Source organism: Pantoea agglomerans, assembly GCF_020149765.1.
Lineage (GTDB): Bacteria > Pseudomonadota > Gammaproteobacteria > Enterobacterales > Enterobacteriaceae > Pantoea > Pantoea alvi.
The window spans coordinates 3,627,707-3,645,346 of the sequence record NZ_CP083809.1 but is presented as its reverse complement, the minus strand read 5'-3'; the positions used below and the strand labels follow the sequence as shown (position 1 = coordinate 3,645,346).

The window sequence follows — 17,640 nt, the reverse complement described above, 5'->3', positions numbered from 1 at the left end:
GACGATGATAAATGGTACAAAAGGGGTGGATCGCGCCCTGCGCTGGGGCATGATCGGCGGCGGCGGCACCAGCCAGATTGGCTATATTCACCGCTCGGCGGCGCTGCGCGACGGCAACTTTCAGCTGCTGGCGGGCGCGTTTGATATCGATGCCGAGCGCGGCCGCGCCTTCGGCGTCTCGCTGGGCGTGGCGGCCGAACGCTGCTATCCCGACTACGAGACGCTGTTCGCCGCCGAAGCGGCGCGCGAGGATGGCATTGAAGCGGTTTCCATCGCCACGCCCAATAATACTCACTTTGCGATCTGCCGCGCAGCGCTCAACGCCGGGCTGCACGTGGTGTGCGAAAAGCCGCTCTGCTTTACCACCCAGGAGGCGGACGAGCTGGAGCGGCTGTGCGCGGAGAAAAAGCGGCTGATCGGCGTCACCTACGGCTATGCGGGGCATCAGCTGATCCAGCAGGCGCGGGAGATGATCGCCCAGGGGATGCTGGGGGAGATCCGCATCGTCAATATGCAGTTCGCCCACGGCTTTCACCATGAGGCGGTGGAGCTGCAAAATCCCAGCACGCGCTGGCGCGTCGATCCCCGCTTCGTCGGCCCCAGCTATGTGCTGGGCGATCTGGCGACCCACACGCTGTTCCTTGCCGAGACGATGGCGCCGCAGCTTAAGGTTAAACGGCTGCTCTGCGCGCGGCAGAGCTTTGTCGCCACGCGCGCGCCGCTGGAGGATAACGCCTGTGTGATGATGGAGTATGACAACGGCGCGGTGGGCACGCTCTGGGCCTCGGCGGTAAACTGCGGGTCGATGCACGGCCAGAAGATCCGCATCGTCGGCGCGAAGGCGAGCCTGGAGTGGTGGGACGAACAGCCCAACCAACTGCGCTATGAGGTGCAGGGCGAACCGGTGCGTATTCTTGAGCGCGGCATGCCTTACCTGGCGGCGCGCGCGCTGGAAGAGGACCGCATCGGCGGCGGCCATGCCGAGGGGTTGTTCGAGGCCTGGTCGAATCTCTATCGCCGCTTCGCGCAGGCGTTCGCCGCCAGCGATCGCGGCGACGCCGCCTTTCTGCAAACCTTCTGGTATCCCGACGTCCATGCCGGACTGGCGGGCGTGCGCTGGGTCGAGCAGTGCGTCAAATCGGCGGAGGCGGCGCGGTCTGGGTCGAATGTTAGCGGCCCGCTGAGAGGCTAGTCGAGCAGCGACGGATCGGCGGCGATCATCAGCGCCTTCATCTCCTCGAAATGCTGGCGCGAGAAGTCGGGGATGCCTTCCCAGGCGCGCGCCGTCTTCTCCGCTACCGCGTCGCTGAGGATTTTCAGCGGCTGGCCGGTGGACCAGGCGGTGACCAGGATCTGGCAGGCGCGCTCCAGCGTCCAGATATCGTCGAAGGCTTCGCCGATATGGGACGCCGTGACCATTACGCCGTGGTTGCCCATCAGCAGGCGGCTTTTGCCCGCCAGCAGGCGCGCCAGCCGCGCGCCTTCCTCTACCGTGTCCGCCATACCGCCGTAAAGGGTATCGACCGCCACGCGATTAAAGTAGCGCGCGCTATTCTGATCGATCGGCGGGATATGCGGCTCCGCCAGACAGGCGACGCTGGTGGTATAAACCGGATGCAGATGCAGCACCACGCGCGCCTCCGGCAGGCGCTGGTGGATCTGGCCGTGAATCGACCAGGCGGTGGCGTCCACGTCGTCGCGCTGCGCGCAGGCGGCATCGTCGGCGTTGAGCAGCAGCAGATCGCTGGCGCGAATGCGGGAAAAGTGCTTCCACTTCGGATTGAGCAGAAACTGCTTGCCGTCGGGGGAGACCGCCGCGCTAAAGTGGTTCGCCACCGCCTCGTGCATGCCCAGATGGGCAATAATGCGAAAAGTGGCGGCAAGATCGATGCGGGTTTGTTCTTCAAACGAGAGCGCCATAAATCTCTCCTGACAGGGGATTGAGAAGGGAACGCGGGCGACGCTTGCCTGACGCCCGCGTCGGGCTTACGGCTGCGGCATCAGGGTTTTGATATCCTCTGCGCTGGGAGCCTCAAAGTTATACTTCTTCAGCAGCGCGGCGTACGCCGGCGTTTTGCTGTACTTCTCCAGCCCGTCGATCAGCGCCTGCTTCACCTCATCGTTGCCTTTCTTCACGCCGAAGCCGTTCAGCACCGGATAGATCAGCGTTTCAGAGGAGATCTGCACCCGGTTGCCCAGCTTCTGCACCACGCCGCGCGCCACGGCGGCGTCGGTGATCTGTGCCTCGACCGCATGGGACAGCATCGCCTGGGTGGTTTGCGGATCGGTGGTGTATTCGCTGATGGCGATAGGTGGCTTACCGTTCTTCACGCAGTAGTCGGCAGAGAGCTTATGCAGCTGCTGTAGCCAGGAGGTGGCCCCCATTGAGCCAATTTTATGGCCGCAAAACTCTTCTGGCGTTTTCGGCTGGTAGGCGCTGCCTTTCAGCGACAGGATCGCTTCGCCGCTCTTGAGATAGGGGATCATATCGATCACCTTCAGGCGTTCTGCGGTGATGTACATCGAGGAGTTGGTGATATCGAAACGGTTGCCCTGCAGGCCGGTGATCAGGTTAGGAAAGCGGGTATCAAGGTTAACCGCCTGGCGGCCCATCACCTTCGCCAGCCCGTCGAGAAACTCGATATCAAAGCCGGTCGGTTTGTTGTTCTCAATATATTCATAGGGGAAAAAGGTCATATCGGAACCGGCGATGATTTTCCCCGGCTGCTGGAACGCCGAGGCGCTAAACGACCCCAGCGCGACGCTGGCGGCCAAAAAAGTCAGGGCAACAGATTTCATAGAGCCTCCGTGGTGGCGATTAGGCGCGGGCAAGATCGTTGCCAGCCTGCTGAACAAAGAAGGATGCGCCGCTCGGCTTCTGCGGCAGACGGAACTGGTTGGCGGTGCTGCGGATGGTGCCGCTCTCCTGGCCAGACACCAGCGCGCCGGCGTCCCGGCTCGGCAGCGGGTTTTCGCCGAAGGGCAGGGCGTCTTCCGCCGCATAGACGGCGATAAACAGCGTGCGCGGCAGCGCGGTTTCGTTGGGGCTGGAGGCGTGGAGCAGGCGCGTGTGCATAAAGCAGACCGAGCCTGGCGGGCCGAAACAGGCGGCAGGCTGGCCGCACTCCGCTTCGACCACCGTTTGATCCACCGCGCCGGTAAAGCGGCCGTTTTGCCAGTGGGAGTAGAGCGGGCCTTTATGGCTGCCCGGCACCACGTTCAGCGGGCCGTTTTCCGGGGTAACTTCGCTGACCATCAGCAGCGCGGTGACGATGTCGTCGTTGCTGTGCGGCGTGAAGAGAAAATCCTGATGCCACTCAACTTTGGTGGCGGTGTGCGGCAGCTTGGAGTTGATCTTGCTGTGGTGAAAGCGCGCGCCCTGGCCGCCGGTCAGCTGGCCGGCAATCTGCGCCATGCGCGACTGCAGCGCGGCGTGGCGATAGGCGGCAGAGATTTCGGTTGGCGAGCTGACGCGGCGCAGCGACGGATGGTCGGCGCGGTGATCGCTTTCCAGATCGAAACGCGCGCGGCCGTCCAGGGTGTCGCCGTACGCCGCCTGCTGGCTGCGGCTCTCTTCCACCCAGCCGTCAAAATCGTGCTGCAGCGCGGCGATCTCTTCGGCGCTCAATACGTTTTCCACCACCAGAAACCCCTGCTGGTGATACTGATCTATCTGCCACTGTTCGATCATGATTTTCCCTCGTGCGGGTTAAATGGGTTAAGCCAGAGAAACATCTTTTAAAAAGGCTTCAACGCGCGGGTGCTGCCCGCTGCGCATCGCCTGCGGCGCGTCGTCGCAGACAACGCGGCCCTTTTCCATAAATACGATGCGGTCAGAGACCTTAAAGGCGAAGTTCATCTCATGGGTGACGATCACCATGGTGATGCCCTCATGCGCCAGGGTTTCAATCACCTGCAGCACTTCGTTGACCTTTTCCGGATCGAGCGCCGAGGTCGGCTCGTCAAACAGCATGATCTGCGGACGCATCATCAGGGCGCGGGCAATAGCGACGCGCTGCTGCTGGCCGCCGGAGAGCTGGTGCGGATATTTCCACGCGTGCTCCAGCATGCCGACCTTGTGCAGCAGCTCGCAGGCGTGCTGCCTGAGTTCGTCGCGCGCTGCCAGGCGGTGGTAGCGCGGCGCCAGCATCAGGTTGTCCAGCACATTGAGATGCGGGAACAGGTTGAAGCTCTGGAAGACCATGCCGATGTTGAGGCGGTGTTCGGCGTGCTCAATAAAGCGCGGCTTCTGCTCGCCCTGCTGGGTGAGATGGATAAAGGGCTGGCCGTTAATGCGGATTTCGCCGTTGTCGATCTGCTCCAGCCCGTTCAGCAGGCGGATCAGCGTGGTTTTGCCGGAGCCGGAAGGGCCAATGACCGACACCACTTCTCCCGGCTGGATTTGCAGGCTGACCGCGCCCAGCACTTCAACATTGTTATAGGCCTTATGCAGGCGCGAGGCCTGCAGCGCCGGGCCGCTGCTCTGCGCCGCCGGGCGCGCCAGTGGGGTGGCCCCGCGCTGCGCCAGCGCGAAAAGCTGCTCATCCACCTTGCCTGACGGACGGCGCTGGGTAACGTCGAGGTGGCGCTCCAGCTGCTTCAGCAGGAAGTCGAACACCGTCACGATCAGCACGTAGTAGCAGGCGACCGCCGCCATGGTCTCCATCACCAGGAAGTTCTGCGAATAGAGACGCTGGCCGACCATCAGGATCTCGGTCAGGGAGATCACCGATACCAGCGAGCTGAGCTTAACGATGGCGATATATTCGTTCGCCAGCGCGGGCAGGGCGACGCGCACCGCCTGCGGAATAATGATGCGCCACTGGATACCGGCGAAGCGCAGGCCGAGCGCCCGCGCGGCTTCGCTCTGGCCTTTGGGAATCGACAGCAGTCCGCCGCGATGAATTTCGGCGATATAGGCGCTTTCGCTGAGCACCATAGCGATCAGGCCCGCCCAGAAGGGATCGCTCAGCAGCGCAGAGGTTCCCGGCGCGGCCTGCGGCAGGTTATAGACGAAAATCAGCAGCACCAGCAGCGGCAGGCTGCGGAACAGCCAGATATAGCCGCGCGCCGGCAGGTTGAACAGCAGGCGGTTCGACTGCTTCGCCAGCGCGAGAATAAATCCCACTACGATACTGATGCCCCAGGTGAGCAAGCTCAGTTTAATGACGGTCCAGGTCGCCAGCCAGAATTCGGCGTCGCTGAACAGGCTGAACATATAGTTCCAGTTAAAAGTCATGAGGCATTTCACTCGCTCAAATAAACGCGAATTCCAGAAAATTCGCCGCTGTCGATATATTCACACTATGGCGGCAGCGGCTAATTTGAGGCAATTAGTAAATTGTTGTCTTCAGACTTTAAAAAAACTATCCAGCCAAAAAAGGCGGAAAATGATGCGCCGCGCTGATTAATTTAAAAAGGGGCGCTTTTTCATTGGGCGCAATTTAGCTCGCCAATGGATTGCTCTGTTAAAGAGCAGTCCTGTGCCAAAATGATGCAGTGATAAAAATAACTGTTTTTTGCGACATAATTAGATTTATTCAGGCGTTGATATATCAGCAACAAAGGAAATTTTTTGATGCGCGCCGCACGCCAGCGGGCTGCGCATTAACAGGGCGCAGGAGTGGCATGGCCCTTGCAGCGAAAAGAGACCTGTAAAAAAGCGCGCCAGTCGAGCACGCTAAAAGAGATAAGTAAGGTTTTTATGATGCGATTCACGCTGAAACAGCTTAAGTACTTTGTCACGGTGGTCGAAACAGAGAGCATCGCCGAAGCGTCACGCCAGCTGCATATCGCGCAGCCCTCTATCTCCATCGCCATTAAAAACCTGGAAGATACCTTTGATCAGCAGCTGTTTATTCGCCACCACGCGCAGGGTGTCTCCCTGACGCCGGGCGGTCGCCGTTTCTACGAGAAGGCACGCGATCTGCTGCGGCTCTCCTATGAGTTTGAGCAGAACTCGCGCGCCGAGCATCAGCTGGTTTCCGGCACCATCGCCGTTGGCTGCTTTGAGTCAGCCGCGCCGCTCTACCTGCCGAAGCTTATCGCCGGGTTTAAAAAAATCTATCCCGATATCACCATCGAGCTGTATGACGGCGAGCAGCATGAGCTGATGCACGGGCTGCACCGCGGACGTTTCGACCTGGCGTTTCTTTACGATCTCGATCTCGACCACTCCATCAAAAAAGAACCGCTGAACGCGCCGCATCGGCCCTATGCGCTGCTGCCCGCCGCGCATCCGCTGGCGCGCCAGGCGACGGTGACGCTGCAGCAGCTGAGCCGCGAACCAATGATCCTGCTGGATGCGATCCCGAGCAAAAACTACTTTATCCGCATCTTTAAAGAGAAGGGCTATCATCCTGAGGTCGCCTACAGTTCGCCCTCAATTGAAATGGTGCGCTGCATGGTGGGCCAGGGATTAGGTTTTTCCGTGCTGGTGACGCGTCCCTGCTCCGATATTACCTACGACGGACAGCAATTAATTCACCTTGAGATTGAAGATGAGATGGCGGATTCGATGCTGATAATGGCCTATCTGCAAAATAATGAGCCGACACGGCCGGCGCAATTGTTTATGGAATATTGTCGTCGTGCCGAACTTTTTCCTGCGCCGTTGCGTCAATAATTTTTTTTCAGGCGAGTAGGCCGCGCAGCCTAATAAATTCCTATGCAGGTGTTAGCTTTATAATATTTTACCCGCTCTGTCGGCTCAAATAGTCTTGGAAACCTTCCCTATGGTGAATATATCGGCCGGCGGCTGGTTGAAGGACGCGGAAATGACAGAGATGAAAACAGAGACTGATACCCTGGTGATTGGTGCCGGGCAGGCGGGCGTCGCGATGAGCGAACACCTGAGCCGCCTCGATGTGCCGCACCTGGTGCTGGAGAAAAACCGCATCGCCGAAGCCTGGCGCAGCGGGCGCTGGGATTCGCTGGTGGCGAATGGCCCGGCCTGGCACGACCGCTTTCCCGGCATGGCGTTTCCGGAGTGTGCGCCCGACAGCTTCGTCGCCAAAGAGAAGGTGGCGGACTACTTCGTCGCCTACGCGGAAAAATTTCATGCGCCGATCCGCACCGGCGTGGAGGTGCTGCGCGTGGAGCGCAACAGCGGGCGGGCAGGATTTACCGTGTACACCTCGGAGGGCGTGATTGAGGCGCAGCGCATCGTGGCGGCCACCGGCCCCTTTCAGAAGCCGGTTATCCCGGGGATCGCGCCGCGCAGCGAGCGCCTGACGCAGATCCACTCCGCCGACTACCGCAACCCGCAGCAGCTGCCGGAGGGGGGCGTGCTGGTGATCGGCGCCGGATCCTCTGGCGTGCAGATCGCCGATGAGCTGCAGCGCGCGGGCAGAAGGGTCTATCTCTCGGTTGGCCCGCACGATCGCCCACCGCGCGCCTATCGCAACCGCGATTTCTGCTGGTGGCTGGGGGTGCTCGGCATGTGGGACGCGGCGGCGAGCCAGCCGGGTAAAGAGCACGTCACCATCGCCGTCAGCGGGGCGCGCGGCGGCCATACCGTAGATTTCCGCGCGCTGGCGAACCAGGGCGTCAGTCTGGTCGGCATGACCCAGGCGTTCGACGGCGAAACGGTGCGGTTTCAGCCCGACCTCGCGCAGAACATCGCGCGCGGCGACGCCAGCTATCTGGCGCTGCTGGATGCGGCGGATGACTATATCGCCCGCAACGGCCTCGATCTGCCGGAGGAGCCGGAGGCGCGCCATTTCCTGCCCGATCCCGCCTGCGTCGCCCATCCGCTCAGCGAACTCAACCTCGCCAGCGCGGGCGTGAACAGCATTATCTGGGCGACCGGCTATGTGGCGGACTACAGCTGGCTGGCGGTCGACGCCTTTGATGAGAAGGGCAAACCGCAGCACCATCGCGGCGTTTCCGCCGAGCCGGGCGTCTACTTTCTCGGCCTGCCCTGGCTCTCCCGGCGCGGCTCTACTTTTATCTGGGGCGTCTGGCACGACGCGAAATATATCGCCGACCAGATTGCGATTCAGCGCCAGTATCAGCACTACCAGTCCGCGTCGCCCTTTTAACCCAGCAGGAGAGCCATGATGCCAACCCATACCCGTATTCGCATGTTTAACACCAAAGAGACCTATCCCAATCAGGCGCTCGATAACGATCTCTGTCAGGCGGTGCGCGCAGGCAACACCGTGTACGTCCGCGGCCAGGTCGGTACCGATTTCGACGGTAATCTGGTCGGGCTGGGCGAACCGGGCCTGCAGGCGGCGCAGGCGATGAAGAACGTCAAGCAGCTGCTGGAAGAGGCGGGCAGCAACCTGTCCCATATCGTGAAAACCACCACCTATATCACCGATCCGCGCTACCGCGAGCCGGTCTACCTGGAAGTAGGCAAATGGCTAAAAGGCGTTTTCCCCATCTCAACCGGGCTGGTGGTGTCGGCGCTGGCGCAGCCGCAGTGGCTGATGGAGATTGACGTCATCGCCGTGATCCCGGATAGCTGGCACGGTAAGGAGGCGTCATGACCCTTTCGATTAGCGCGCGCTGTCCAGAGAGCGGGCAGTTGGGCGTTGCCATCAGCTCCTCCAGCATCGCGGTCGGCGCGCGCTGCCCCTGGCTGCAGGCGGGAACGGGCGCGGTCTCCAGCCAGAACATTACCCTGCCCGCGCTGGGGCAGCAGATCCTGGCGCAGCTGGAAGCGGGCGCGTCGGCGCAGCAGGCGCTGAAGCTGGCGCTGGCGGAGGATCGCTTTAGCGACTATCGCCAGGTCACGGTGATCGACTCCGCCGGCGAGGTGGCGCACTTCAGCGGCAGCGAAACCCTGGGTGTCTGGAAGGTGGCGCAGGGTGAAAACTGCGTGGCGGCGGGCAATATGCTGGCGGACGGCGCGGTAATCGACGCGATGGTTGCCGCGTTTGATGCCTCTTCCGGCGAGCTTGCCAGCCGACTGATCGCCGCGCTTCAGGCGGGCATCGCGCGCGGCGGCGAGGCGGGGCCGGTGCATTCCGCCGCCGTGAAGGTGGTGGATGACTACACCTGGCCGCTGGTGGATCTGCGCGTGGACTGGGCTGACGAGGATCCGGTCGGCGAGCTGTCGCGGCTGTGGCTCGCCTACGAACCGCAGATGGAGGCCTACGTGACGCGCGCGCTCGATCCGCGCGACGCGCCGAGCTACGGCGTGCCGGGCGATGAATAGCGCGCTGCGCGAGACGCTGTCGGCGCTGCTCGCCTTCGATACCACCAGCCGTGAATCGAACCTGGCGCTGATCGGCTTTATCCGCGACGTCCTTGCCCGGCGCGGCGTTACGGCTGAGCTTTTTTATGACGAGAGCGGCGCTAAAGCCAACCTCTATGCGCGGCTGGGGCCGGCGGGCGACGGCGGGGTGCTGCTGTCGGGCCATACCGACGTGGTGCCGGTCGACGGACAGCGCTGGACGGTACCGCCTTTTGCGCTGACCGAGCGCGACGGGCGCTGCTATGGCCGCGGCAGCGCCGATATGAAAGGGTTTATCGCCTGCGTGCTGGCGTCGCTGGATCGCTTTTTAGCGCAGCCGCTGCGGATGCCGCTACATCTCGCTTTCTCCTGCGACGAGGAGGTTGGCTGTCTGGGTGTGCGCTCGCTGGTGGCCCACCTCAGCGCATCGCCGGAAAAGCCCGCGCTCTGCATAATCGGCGAGCCCACGGCAATGCGCCCGGTTTACGGTCATAAAGGCAAAGTGGCGATGCGCTGTCAGGTGCGCGGCCGCGCCTGTCATTCCGCCTATGCGCCAGAGGGCGTTAACGCCATCGAACAGGCGGCGCAGCTAATTGGCCATATCGCCAGCGTCAGCGAGTCGCTGCGGCAGACGCAGGATGCGCGGTTCAATCCGCCGTTCAGCACGCTGCAGGTCGGCACGATTCAGGGCGGGGCAGCGCTCAATATCGTGCCGCAGGATTGCCAGTTCGACTTTGAGCTGCGCACCCTGCCGGCGGCCGATGTTGATGGCGTGCTGGAGAATATCGCGGCCTTTGCGCGCGACCAGCTGCTGCCCGCGATGCGCGAGCGGGCGCCGGAGAGTGAGATTGCATTTCAGCCGCTGGGCGCCTATCCCGGCCTGTTGACCGATCCGCAGAGCGACTTCGCCCGCTGGCTGGCGCAGTGGAGCGGCAGCGACACCTTTTCCACCGTCGCCTTTGGCACGGAAGGGGGACTGTTCGACGAGATTGGCATTGCGACGCTGGTATGCGGTCCGGGGAGTATGGCACAGGGACATCAGGCGGACGAGTTTGTCGCTGTCGAGCAGCTTGAGCGCTGCATGAAGATGCTGGGCAATCTTTGCGACTGGATGCGCGCCGGTTAACCGGGTGCGACGACGGATTGCGCACAAAGCAAAAACCCCCGCCGAAGCGAGGGTTTCAAATTTTGGTGCCCGAACCCGGACAAAAATGCCGGGAGCATTTTTGCTTTGTCGCGCCTGCGCGGCAAACCCGCAGGGCGAGCCGCTGGACGCGGCGAGGTCATCGAACCGCTTCGATGAACGGGTTCCGCACAAAAGCAAAAACCCAGCCATAAGGCTGGGTTCTCTAATTAGTGGTGCCCGAACCCGGAATCGAACCAGGGACACGGGGATTTTCAATCCCCTGCTCTACCGACTGAGCTATTCGGGCAACGGGGCGCATTAAACCGTAATGGCCGCTTCGCGTCAACGCCTTTCCGGTAAAAAAGCGGGAAAACGTGACTGATTGCCTGATTTTCAGGCAAAAGCGGCAAAACCCTAGGCCAGAGCGCCGTTAGCCCGGCACAGCGCGATGCGCAGCACATCTTCTGCCAGGCGTTTGGCTGTCGCCACGTCCTGCACATTGCGCTTCACCAGCAGCCTGCTGAGGCAGCCTTCCAGGATCAGCTCAAGCTGGTCCGCCACCATCGTCGGATTATCCAGCCCCAGCTCTACCAGAATGGCGTGGGTGAAATGCCAGGAAGCCTGTTTCTGCTGCTCGGCAATCTGGTGTACCGGCTGATCCGGCTGCGGATAAAAGCTACAGGCGGCAATAAACAGGCAGCCGGGAAAGCGGCCTTTCTGCACCTGCTCACTCAGCACATGATAGCGCGCCAGCAGCTTCTGCTCGCCGTCCAGCTCGCTGAGCAATACCTGACGCCGCCAGCTGTCGATCTGCTGCCCGTGATAGCGCAGCGCATCGTAGAGCAGGGCGTCGCTGTCGCGCCAGAGCGCTTCCAGCTGCGGCAGCGTCACTTCGCTGCTGGCCGCCAGCTGCGGTAATAATGACGTCGTCGCCGCCAGTCCATGTTTTTCGAGCGCATTTAACGCATGCTCGAGTATCTGTTCACGCTGCAAATGACGTCTCCTCTCTTTACCAGTCCGCCGATGGCGGGAATTCCAGTGTCGTTCAACGCGCCCGATTCTGCAAATGTGTGCGGAAATCCTCCGCGTTGAGAAAGCCCGTCACGCGCGAGCCGGGGATCTCACGGCCCTGCGCATCGAAAAACAGGATGGTCGGCAGGCCAAGCACCTGAAGATGCTGCAACAGGGCGTTATCCGTGGCGTTATTCGCGGTGACGTTTGCCTGCAACAGCTGGTAGCGGCCCAGCGCCTCACGCACGCCCGGCTCGCTGAAGGTATATTTTTCAAACTCTTTGCACGCCACGCACCAGTCGGCGTAGAGATCGACCATGGTGACGCGGCCGTTGGCCTGTTGCAGCGCCGTGTCGAGCTGCGGCGCAGAGGCAATATGTTTAAAGGGCAGCGGCGCCGCCGTCGGCGATGCGGCCGGTGCATCCCAGACCCACTCCTGCAAGGGACGGGCACTGACGAGCGCCGCCGCCAGCATCACTATCTGCACCAGCCGCCATTTGCCGCCCTGGCCGCGCAGGCTGTGGCAAAAGGCCCAGGCGAAACCGGCGACGCCCAGCGCGCTCCAGAGCCGCACGCCCCACGTATCACCCAGCACGCGTTCCAGCAAAAATACCGGCAGCGCCAGGATGACGAAGCCGAAACCTTGCTTAACCGTCTGCATCCAGGGACCACTTTTCGGCAGCAGGCGGTTGCCGAACATCGTAACCAGGATCAACGGCAGGCCCATGCCCATCGCGTAGAGCCACAGCGTGCCCGCGCCGGTCCAGAGATTACCGCTCTGGGCGATATAGAGCAGAATAGCGCTAAGCGGCGCGGTGGTGCAGGGCGAGCAGATCAGGCCCGCCAGCGCGCCCATCAGGAACACCCCCGGCAGCGAGCCGCCCTGCTGGCGGTTGCTCCACAGGGTAAGGCGCGTCTGAACGCTGGCGGGCAGCTGCAGCTGGAACAGGCCGAACATCGACAGCGCCAGCAGGGTGAAAATCAGCGATAAACCGATTAGCACATAAGGATGCTGCAGCGCTGCCTGAAAGCGCAGGCCCGCCGCCGCAACCACCACGCCCAGCAGCGTATAGGTCAGCGCCATGCCCAGCACGTAGATTAGCGCCAGGCTAAACAGCCGCAGCAAGGAGCCACTGCGCTGGCCGCCGAGAATAATTCCGGCGATCAGCGGATACATCGGCAACACGCAGGGGGTAAAGGCGACGCCGATGCCGATCAGCAGCGCCCAGAGCGGCGAGAAGGGCAGCGGCGCGGCCGACGCGGGCTGGACGCTGACCGCTGGCGGCGTCGCGTCGGCGGCCACCGCGGTTAGCGGGATGGTGCGCGTCTCGGGCGGATAGCAGAAGCCCGCCGCCGCGCAGCCCTGATAGGTCACCCTGAGGCTGGCGCCGCTGGCGGCCTGGCGTAGCTGCACCGGTACGCTGAGATCCTGCGGGTAGATTTCGCTTTTGCCGTAAAACTCATCTTCATGCGACTGGCCTGGAGGCAGCTCCACCGGCGCGATCTGCGCCTGCTGCGCGCTGACATGAATCTGCTGACGGTAAAGGTAGTAGCCCTCTTTTACCTTCCAGCTGAGCGTCAGCTGCTGGCCCTGCTGGCTGAAATCGAAAGCAAACGCCTGGTCCACGGGGACAAAGCGGCTGCTGGCGTTTGGAGAGAAAATAGAGGCCTGCGCCGGCAGCGCGATAAACAGCGCCAGCGCAAAGGCGATCAGACAAGAGATGCGTGCAGCCATGACAAGTATTCACTGTCTCCATGTTGAACCGGTAGCGCCAGCAGTTCAGGCACTTCAAAGGGGTGTTCGCGCTTAAGCAGATCCATTAGCGCCTGCTGGTGCGTGGTACTGCTTTTTAACAGCAGCTGGACTTCGCTGGCCTGCTCCAGCTTGCCCTGCCAGACGTAAAGCGAAGTGGCGCCGGGCAGCAGCGTAACGCAGGCGGCAAGCTTCGCCTCCAGCGCCTGAGCGGCGAGCCTTCGCGCGCAGGCTTCATCCGGCGCGGTACAAAGAATCACAACGGCGTTCATCGCGTCGCTCCTGGTTGCGGAAAGCGAGGATGATAGCACGCTCGCCGCACGTCAGGCTTTACCGGTTGTAACCGTGCTACAGCACCAGGCCGCCGATTAAAAAGCCGAACAGCACCGACAGCGCAATCGCCAGCACGCCCGGCACGATAAAGGCGTGGTTAAACACATATTTGCCGATGCGCGTCGAGCCGGTGTCGTCCATTTCGACGGCGGCCAGCAGCGTCGGATAGGTCGGCAGCACGAACAGCGCAGAAACGGCGGCAAAGGAGGCGATGGCGGTATGCGGCGACACCCCCAGCAGCAGCGCGGCGGGCATAAGCGCCTTGGCGGTGGCCGCCTGCGAATAGAGCAGCATGGAGGCGAAAAACAGCGCCACCGCCAGCAGCCAGGGCGCCTGCTGCAGCAAATCACCCGCCAGCTGCTGGATCTCGCCAATATGCGCTTTGACAAAAGTATCGCCGAGCCAGGCGACGCCCATTACGCAGACGCAGGCGCTCATGCCCGACTTAAAGGTGCTGGCGCTGAGAATAGCGCTGGTGTCGATTTTGCAGCTCAGCGAGATCAGGGTAGCGATGGTCAGCATAAGGACCACGATCGCCTCGTTGCGCGGCAGCGGCGGATTGGCAATCAGGCCTACGCCGTCGCTGATAGCGGTGGCGTAGAGCACTACCGCGACGATGCCGACCAGAAACAGCAGCACCGACCGTCTGGCACCGGGCTTCTCTTCATAGCGGCTCGCCCCGCGCAGCTTGACTTCGCCTCTGGCCAGGCGCGCCTGATAAACCTCATCTTCGTGCAGCTCTTTGCCGAGGAAGTTGGTGACCAGCGCGGCGAGAAACAGGCCGATCATCGTTGAGGGGATGGCGATCGCCAGCAGGGCGATATAGCCGACGCCGCGCGGCTCCAGCAGCGAGGCGAAGAACACCACCGCGGCGGAGAGCGGCGAGGCGGTGATGGCGATCTGCGAGGCGACCACGGCGATGGAGAGTGGACGCGACGGGCGCACGCCTTGCTCTTTCGCCACTTCGGCTATCACCGGCAGCGTCGAGAAGGCGGTATGGCCGGTGCCCGCCAGCAGCGTCATTGTATAAGTCACCAGCGGCGCCAGCAGCGTGACGTAGCGCGGATGGCGGCGCAGCAGCCGTTCCGCCAGGCTAACCAGATAATCCATGCCGCCCGCGACCTGCATCGCGGCGATAGCGGCGATGACCGCCATAATGATCTCAATCACGTCAAAGGGGATAGCGCCGGGCTTCAGCCCGCAGAGCAGCGTCAGCGCCAGCACGCCCAGCCCGCCGGCGAATCCGATCCCGATACCGCCCAGACGCGCGCCTAACCAGATCGCCAGCAGGACGATCGCTAATTCAACGACGATCATTCGTCACCTCATAAGAGTGAGAAAAAGAGCCGGTTATGTACCAAATAAAAAGGCGCGCCGTGTTGATCGCGGCGCGCCTTTTTTCGCATTGTGAAAACAGACCTACTGTTCGTTTTCGTCAGTGTAGCGACGCGCCTTGTAGACCGGGTACATCAGGTTCTGCACCGAGAAGATGTCATCCAGCTCGCTTTCGGTCAGCAGGCCGCGCTCCAGCACCACTTCGCGCACGCTTTTACCGGTTTCCGCGCAGATCTTGCCGACGATATCGCCGTTGTGATGGCCAATGTACGGGTTGAGGTAGGTCACGATGCCGATGGAGTTAAAGACGTAGGCTTCGCACACCGCTTTGTTAGCGGTAATACCGTTAACGCATTTCTCCAGCAGGTTGTAGCAGGCGTTGGTGAGAATGCTGATCGACTCGAACAGCGCCTGGCCAATAACCGGCTCCATAACGTTGAGCTGCAGCTGGCCCGCTTCCGCCGCCATGGTTAAGGTGGTGTCGTTGCCAATCACCTTGAAGCAGACCTGGTTCACCACTTCCGGCACCACCGGATTGACCTTGGCGGGCATAATCGAGGAGCCCGCCTGCAGTTCCGGCAGGTTGATCTCGTTCAGGCCTGCGCGCGGGCCGGAAGAGAGCAGGCGCAGGTCGTTGCAGATCTTCGACAGCTTCACCGCCAGGCGCTTCAGCGACGAGTGCACCATCACGTAAGCACCGCAGTCGGAGGTCGCTTCGATCAGATCTTCCGCTGGCACCACCGGCAGGTTGCTCACCTCGGCGAGACGCTGCACCGCCAGCTGCTGATAGCCGTCCGGCGTGTTGAGGCGCGTGCCGATCGCCGTGGCACCCAGGTTCACCTCCAGCAGCAGCTCGGCGGTGCGCAGAATGCTGCGCGTCTCTTCGTTCAGCAGCACGTGGAAAGCGCGGAACTCCTGGCCGAGCGTCATCGGCACCGCGTCCTGCAGCTGGGTGCGGCCCATCTTGAGAATGGTTTCGAACTCCGCCGCCTTGCGCTCAAAACCTTCGCCCAGCTCTTTGATCGCGTCCAGCAGCTTGAGAATCGAGCTGTAGACCGCGATACGGAAGCCGGTGGGATAGGCGTCGTTGGTGGACTGGCATTTATTGACGTGATCGTTGGGGTTAAGGAACTGATATTCGCCTTTCTGGTGGCCCATCAGTTCCAGCCCGATATTGGCCAGCACTTCGTTGGTGTTCATATTGACCGAGGTGCCCGCGCCGCCCTGATAGACGTCGACCGGAAACTGATCCATGCATCTGCCGTTATTCAGCACCTCGTCGCAGGCCTGAATAATGGTGTTGGCGATATTGCGCGGAATGGTTTGCAGCTCTTTATTGGCGAGCGCGGCGGCTTTTTTCACCATCACCATGCCGCGTACAAATTCAGGGATGTCGCTGATTTTACTGTTGCTGATACGGAAATTTTCAATCGCACGCAGAGTATGAACGCCGTAGTAGGCATCCGCGGGGACTTCACGCATGCCTAGCAGGTCTTCTTCGATACGAATGTTGTTCGCCATGATAACCTTCTTGTTATTGGCCGCTTGCGCTGGCGCTATCCATCACAGGTGATGTATTGATTTGTCGTGGAAAGCCGGAGCCGACAGTGTATCCGCCTCGACACCGGCGCGCACGATCATATGCTGCCGCCGGGCTAAAGCGCGAGCATGGACAGGTATCCATGCATCAATTATTGCTGCAATAACTACGATATGTGAGATGACGCACAAATTTAACCCTTCTGTAAATATTTGAAAACAGCGGTTGAATTAGCGTTACGGCAGGCCCATCTCATGGCTATGCCGTTTGACAGGGCATTTTCCGCTGCCTGCCTGACGCAGAGCAGCCCGACTAAAAGGAGAATACGGTGCGCTGGTTACCGTTAATCATTATTTTTGCGCTCGCCTGGATTGAGATCACCCTGTTTATTCAGGTGGCTCACGCGCTGGGCGTGTTGCTGACCATGCTGCTGGTGATTTTCACCTCGGCAATCGGCGTGTCGCTGGTGAAAAACCAGGGCATGAAAAACTTTATGCTGATGCAGGAGAAGCTGGCGCGCAACGAGAGCCCGGCCGAAGAGATGATTAAAAGCGTGTCGCTGATCATCGCGGGTTTCCTGCTGCTGCTGCCTGGCTTCTTTACCGACTTCCTCGGCCTGCTGCTGCTGTTGCCGCCGGTGCAAAAGCATCTGACCCTGAAGCTGATGCCCCACCTGCGCGTCTGGCGCGGCCCTGGCGCCGGCCCGGACAGCGGATTCACCGTGGATGGTGAGTATGAGCGCAAGGACAGCGACCGCATCGGCCATGACGATCGCCACGATCGCTAAAGGCGGTTCAGAAGAGAAGCGTGACCTGAGGTCGCGCTTTTTTTATGCGCGGCGCGAAATGCGGCCCTTTTGCGCAAAATATGGGCAGTTGTCATCGCCAGGTAAAAAAATTGTCCTGGCGCCCCTTGAAAGCCATTTTAACCGACCCTATCTCTTGCACCACGAGGCCGGAAGCCCTGCAGCCCGGCGTTCAACCCAGAAACTGAATGATTGGACTTCTCAAAGGAGAGCTATCTAATGAAAATTCGTCCGTTGCACGATCGCGTTATCGTCAAGCGTAAAGAAGTTGAAGCTAAATCTGCTGGCGGCATCGTTCTGACCGGCTCTGCAGCAGGCAAATCAACCCGTGGCGAAGTACTGGCCGTGGGCAATGGTCGCATCCTGGAAAATGGTGAAGTGAAGCCGCTGGACGTTAAAGTTGGCGATCTGGTGATCTTTAGCGAAGGCTACGGCGCGAAAACTGAAAAGATCGACAACGAAGAAGTGCTGATCATCTCTGAAAGCGACATTCTGGCGATTGTTGAAGCGTAATTACGCGGAACTCACTGAACGAAACGAATTTAAGGGACAA

The 17,640-nt window shown here is 61.1% G+C and carries 16 protein-coding genes, 1 tRNA gene and 1 pseudogene; 8 read left to right on the top strand and 10 right to left on the bottom strand.

Annotation, left to right across the window (positions count from 1 at the left end; genetic code table 11):
• Positions 1 to 4 precede the first annotated feature (4 nt).
• Positions 5 to 1,173: pseudogene (locus LB453_RS20145) on the top strand (Gfo/Idh/MocA family protein).
• A 15-nt stretch (positions 1,174 to 1,188) separates the two neighbouring features.
• On the opposite strand, the gene LB453_RS20140 reads toward LB453_RS20145, so the two are convergent.
• From LB453_RS20140 to LB453_RS20125, 4 genes are all read right to left on the bottom strand, one after another.
• Positions 1,189 to 1,920 carry a class II aldolase and adducin N-terminal domain-containing protein gene (locus LB453_RS20140; protein WP_103793725.1) on the bottom strand — a complete coding sequence of 244 codons (732 nt, stop codon included), beginning with the start codon at positions 1,918 to 1,920 and terminating at the stop codon, positions 1,189 to 1,191.
• A 66-nt stretch (positions 1,921 to 1,986) separates the two neighbouring features.
• Entirely contained in the window at positions 1,987 to 2,799 is an 813-nt protein-coding gene (locus LB453_RS20135) for an ABC transporter substrate-binding protein (protein WP_103793726.1), read from the bottom strand.
• 19 nt (positions 2,800 to 2,818) lie between these two features.
• Positions 2,819 to 3,691: a phytanoyl-CoA dioxygenase family protein gene (locus LB453_RS20130; RefSeq protein ID WP_103793727.1), complete on the bottom strand. Its 873-nt coding sequence runs from the start codon at positions 3,689 to 3,691 to the stop codon at positions 2,819 to 2,821.
• 27 nt (positions 3,692 to 3,718) lie between these two features.
• Positions 3,719 to 5,239 carry an amino acid ABC transporter permease/ATP-binding protein gene (locus LB453_RS20125; RefSeq protein ID WP_103793728.1) on the bottom strand — a complete coding sequence of 507 codons (1,521 nt, stop codon included), beginning with the start codon at positions 5,237 to 5,239 and terminating at the stop codon, positions 3,719 to 3,721.
• Between the two features lie 465 nt (positions 5,240 to 5,704).
• Here LB453_RS20125 and LB453_RS20120 point away from each other — a divergent pair, with 465 nt between their 5' ends.
• The 5 genes from LB453_RS20120 (at position 5,705) to argE (ending at position 10,310) form a co-directional block, all read left to right on the top strand.
• Positions 5,705 to 6,625 (top strand): LysR substrate-binding domain-containing protein, encoded by a 921-nt coding sequence (locus tag LB453_RS20120; protein WP_103794029.1) that lies wholly within the window; start codon positions 5,705 to 5,707, stop codon positions 6,623 to 6,625.
• A gap of 151 nt (positions 6,626 to 6,776) precedes the next feature.
• On the top strand, positions 6,777 to 8,042 hold the full coding sequence (locus tag LB453_RS20115) for a flavin-containing monooxygenase (RefSeq protein ID WP_103793729.1): 1,266 nt from the start codon (positions 6,777 to 6,779) through the stop codon (positions 8,040 to 8,042).
• A gap of 18 nt (positions 8,043 to 8,060) precedes the next feature.
• Positions 8,061 to 8,495, top strand: coding sequence for a RidA family protein (locus LB453_RS20110; protein WP_103794030.1), 435 nt, complete (start codon positions 8,061 to 8,063; stop codon positions 8,493 to 8,495).
• Positions 8,492 to 9,166 (top strand): DUF1028 domain-containing protein, encoded by a 675-nt coding sequence (locus tag LB453_RS20105; protein ID WP_103793730.1) that lies wholly within the window; start codon positions 8,492 to 8,494, stop codon positions 9,164 to 9,166. The genes LB453_RS20110 and LB453_RS20105 overlap by 4 nt, the downstream gene beginning before the upstream one ends.
• On the top strand, positions 9,159 to 10,310 hold the full coding sequence (argE, locus tag LB453_RS20100) for an acetylornithine deacetylase (protein WP_103793731.1): 1,152 nt from the start codon (positions 9,159 to 9,161) through the stop codon (positions 10,308 to 10,310). The genes LB453_RS20105 and argE overlap by 8 nt, the downstream gene beginning before the upstream one ends.
• 231 nt (positions 10,311 to 10,541) lie before the next feature.
• Here the strand turns inward: argE and LB453_RS20095 are convergent.
• The 6 genes from LB453_RS20095 to aspA form a co-directional block, all read right to left on the bottom strand.
• Positions 10,542 to 10,617, bottom strand: a tRNA-Phe gene (locus tag LB453_RS20095).
• Positions 10,618 to 10,724: 107 nt separating this feature from the next.
• Positions 10,725 to 11,303, bottom strand: coding sequence for a division control transcriptional repressor DicD (gene dicD, locus LB453_RS20090; protein ID WP_103793732.1), 579 nt, complete (start codon positions 11,301 to 11,303; stop codon positions 10,725 to 10,727).
• A gap of 52 nt (positions 11,304 to 11,355) precedes the next feature.
• A complete protein-coding gene (locus tag LB453_RS20085) occupies positions 11,356 to 13,056 on the bottom strand; it encodes a protein-disulfide reductase DsbD (RefSeq protein WP_103793733.1) in 1,701 nt (566 codons plus the stop codon).
• Entirely contained in the window at positions 13,032 to 13,346 is a 315-nt protein-coding gene (gene cutA / locus LB453_RS20080) for a divalent cation tolerance protein CutA (protein ID WP_103793734.1), read from the bottom strand. Before cutA ends, LB453_RS20085 begins: the two co-directional genes overlap by 25 nt.
• A gap of 76 nt (positions 13,347 to 13,422) precedes the next feature.
• Positions 13,423 to 14,724, bottom strand: a complete 1,302-nt coding sequence (locus LB453_RS20075) for an anaerobic C4-dicarboxylate transporter (protein ID WP_224481560.1) — start codon at positions 14,722 to 14,724, stop codon at positions 13,423 to 13,425.
• A gap of 102 nt (positions 14,725 to 14,826) precedes the next feature.
• The gene (gene aspA, locus LB453_RS20070; RefSeq protein ID WP_103793736.1) at positions 14,827 to 16,263 is read right to left on the bottom strand and encodes an aspartate ammonia-lyase; all 1,437 of its coding nucleotides are present in this window, start codon (positions 16,261 to 16,263) and stop codon (positions 14,827 to 14,829) included.
• Between the two features lie 347 nt (positions 16,264 to 16,610).
• Between aspA and LB453_RS20065 the strand changes: the two genes are divergently transcribed.
• Both LB453_RS20065 and LB453_RS20060 read left to right on the top strand, forming a co-directional pair.
• The gene (locus LB453_RS20065) at positions 16,611 to 17,069 is read left to right on the top strand and encodes an FxsA family protein (protein ID WP_033749241.1); all 459 of its coding nucleotides are present in this window, start codon (positions 16,611 to 16,613) and stop codon (positions 17,067 to 17,069) included.
• Between the two features lie 237 nt (positions 17,070 to 17,306).
• Positions 17,307 to 17,600 (top strand): co-chaperone GroES, encoded by a 294-nt coding sequence (locus LB453_RS20060; RefSeq protein ID WP_033749242.1) that lies wholly within the window; start codon positions 17,307 to 17,309, stop codon positions 17,598 to 17,600.
• Positions 17,601 to 17,640: the final 40 nt, after the last annotated feature.

What these genes read in the sequence shown, in the direction of transcription:
- LB453_RS20140 (WP_103793725.1), bottom strand. Translation starts at nt 1,920, where the DNA reads ATGGCGCTCTCGTTTGAAGAACAAACCCGCATCGATCTTGCCGCCACT.
- LB453_RS20135 (WP_103793726.1), bottom strand. Translation starts at nt 2,799, where the DNA reads ATGAAATCTGTTGCCCTGACTTTTTTGGCCGCCAGCGTCGCGCTGGGG.
- LB453_RS20130 (WP_103793727.1), bottom strand. Translation starts at nt 3,691, where the DNA reads ATGATCGAACAGTGGCAGATAGATCAGTATCACCAGCAGGGGTTTCTG.
- LB453_RS20125 (WP_103793728.1), bottom strand. Translation starts at nt 5,239, where the DNA reads ATGACTTTTAACTGGAACTATATGTTCAGCCTGTTCAGCGACGCCGAA.
- LB453_RS20120 (WP_103794029.1), top strand. Translation starts at nt 5,705, where the DNA reads ATGATGCGATTCACGCTGAAACAGCTTAAGTACTTTGTCACGGTGGTC.
- LB453_RS20115 (WP_103793729.1), top strand. Translation starts at nt 6,777, where the DNA reads ATGACAGAGATGAAAACAGAGACTGATACCCTGGTGATTGGTGCCGGG.
- LB453_RS20110 (WP_103794030.1), top strand. Translation starts at nt 8,061, where the DNA reads ATGCCAACCCATACCCGTATTCGCATGTTTAACACCAAAGAGACCTAT.
- LB453_RS20105 (WP_103793730.1), top strand. Translation starts at nt 8,492, where the DNA reads ATGACCCTTTCGATTAGCGCGCGCTGTCCAGAGAGCGGGCAGTTGGGC.
- argE (WP_103793731.1), top strand. Translation starts at nt 9,159, where the DNA reads ATGAATAGCGCGCTGCGCGAGACGCTGTCGGCGCTGCTCGCCTTCGAT.
- LB453_RS20085 (WP_103793733.1), bottom strand. Translation starts at nt 13,056, where the DNA reads ATGGCTGCACGCATCTCTTGTCTGATCGCCTTTGCGCTGGCGCTGTTT.
- cutA (WP_103793734.1), bottom strand. Translation starts at nt 13,346, where the DNA reads ATGAACGCCGTTGTGATTCTTTGTACCGCGCCGGATGAAGCCTGCGCG.
- LB453_RS20075 (WP_224481560.1), bottom strand. Translation starts at nt 14,724, where the DNA reads ATGATCGTCGTTGAATTAGCGATCGTCCTGCTGGCGATCTGGTTAGGC.
- aspA (WP_103793736.1), bottom strand. Translation starts at nt 16,263, where the DNA reads ATGGCGAACAACATTCGTATCGAAGAAGACCTGCTAGGCATGCGTGAA.
- LB453_RS20060 (WP_033749242.1), top strand. Translation starts at nt 17,307, where the DNA reads ATGAAAATTCGTCCGTTGCACGATCGCGTTATCGTCAAGCGTAAAGAA.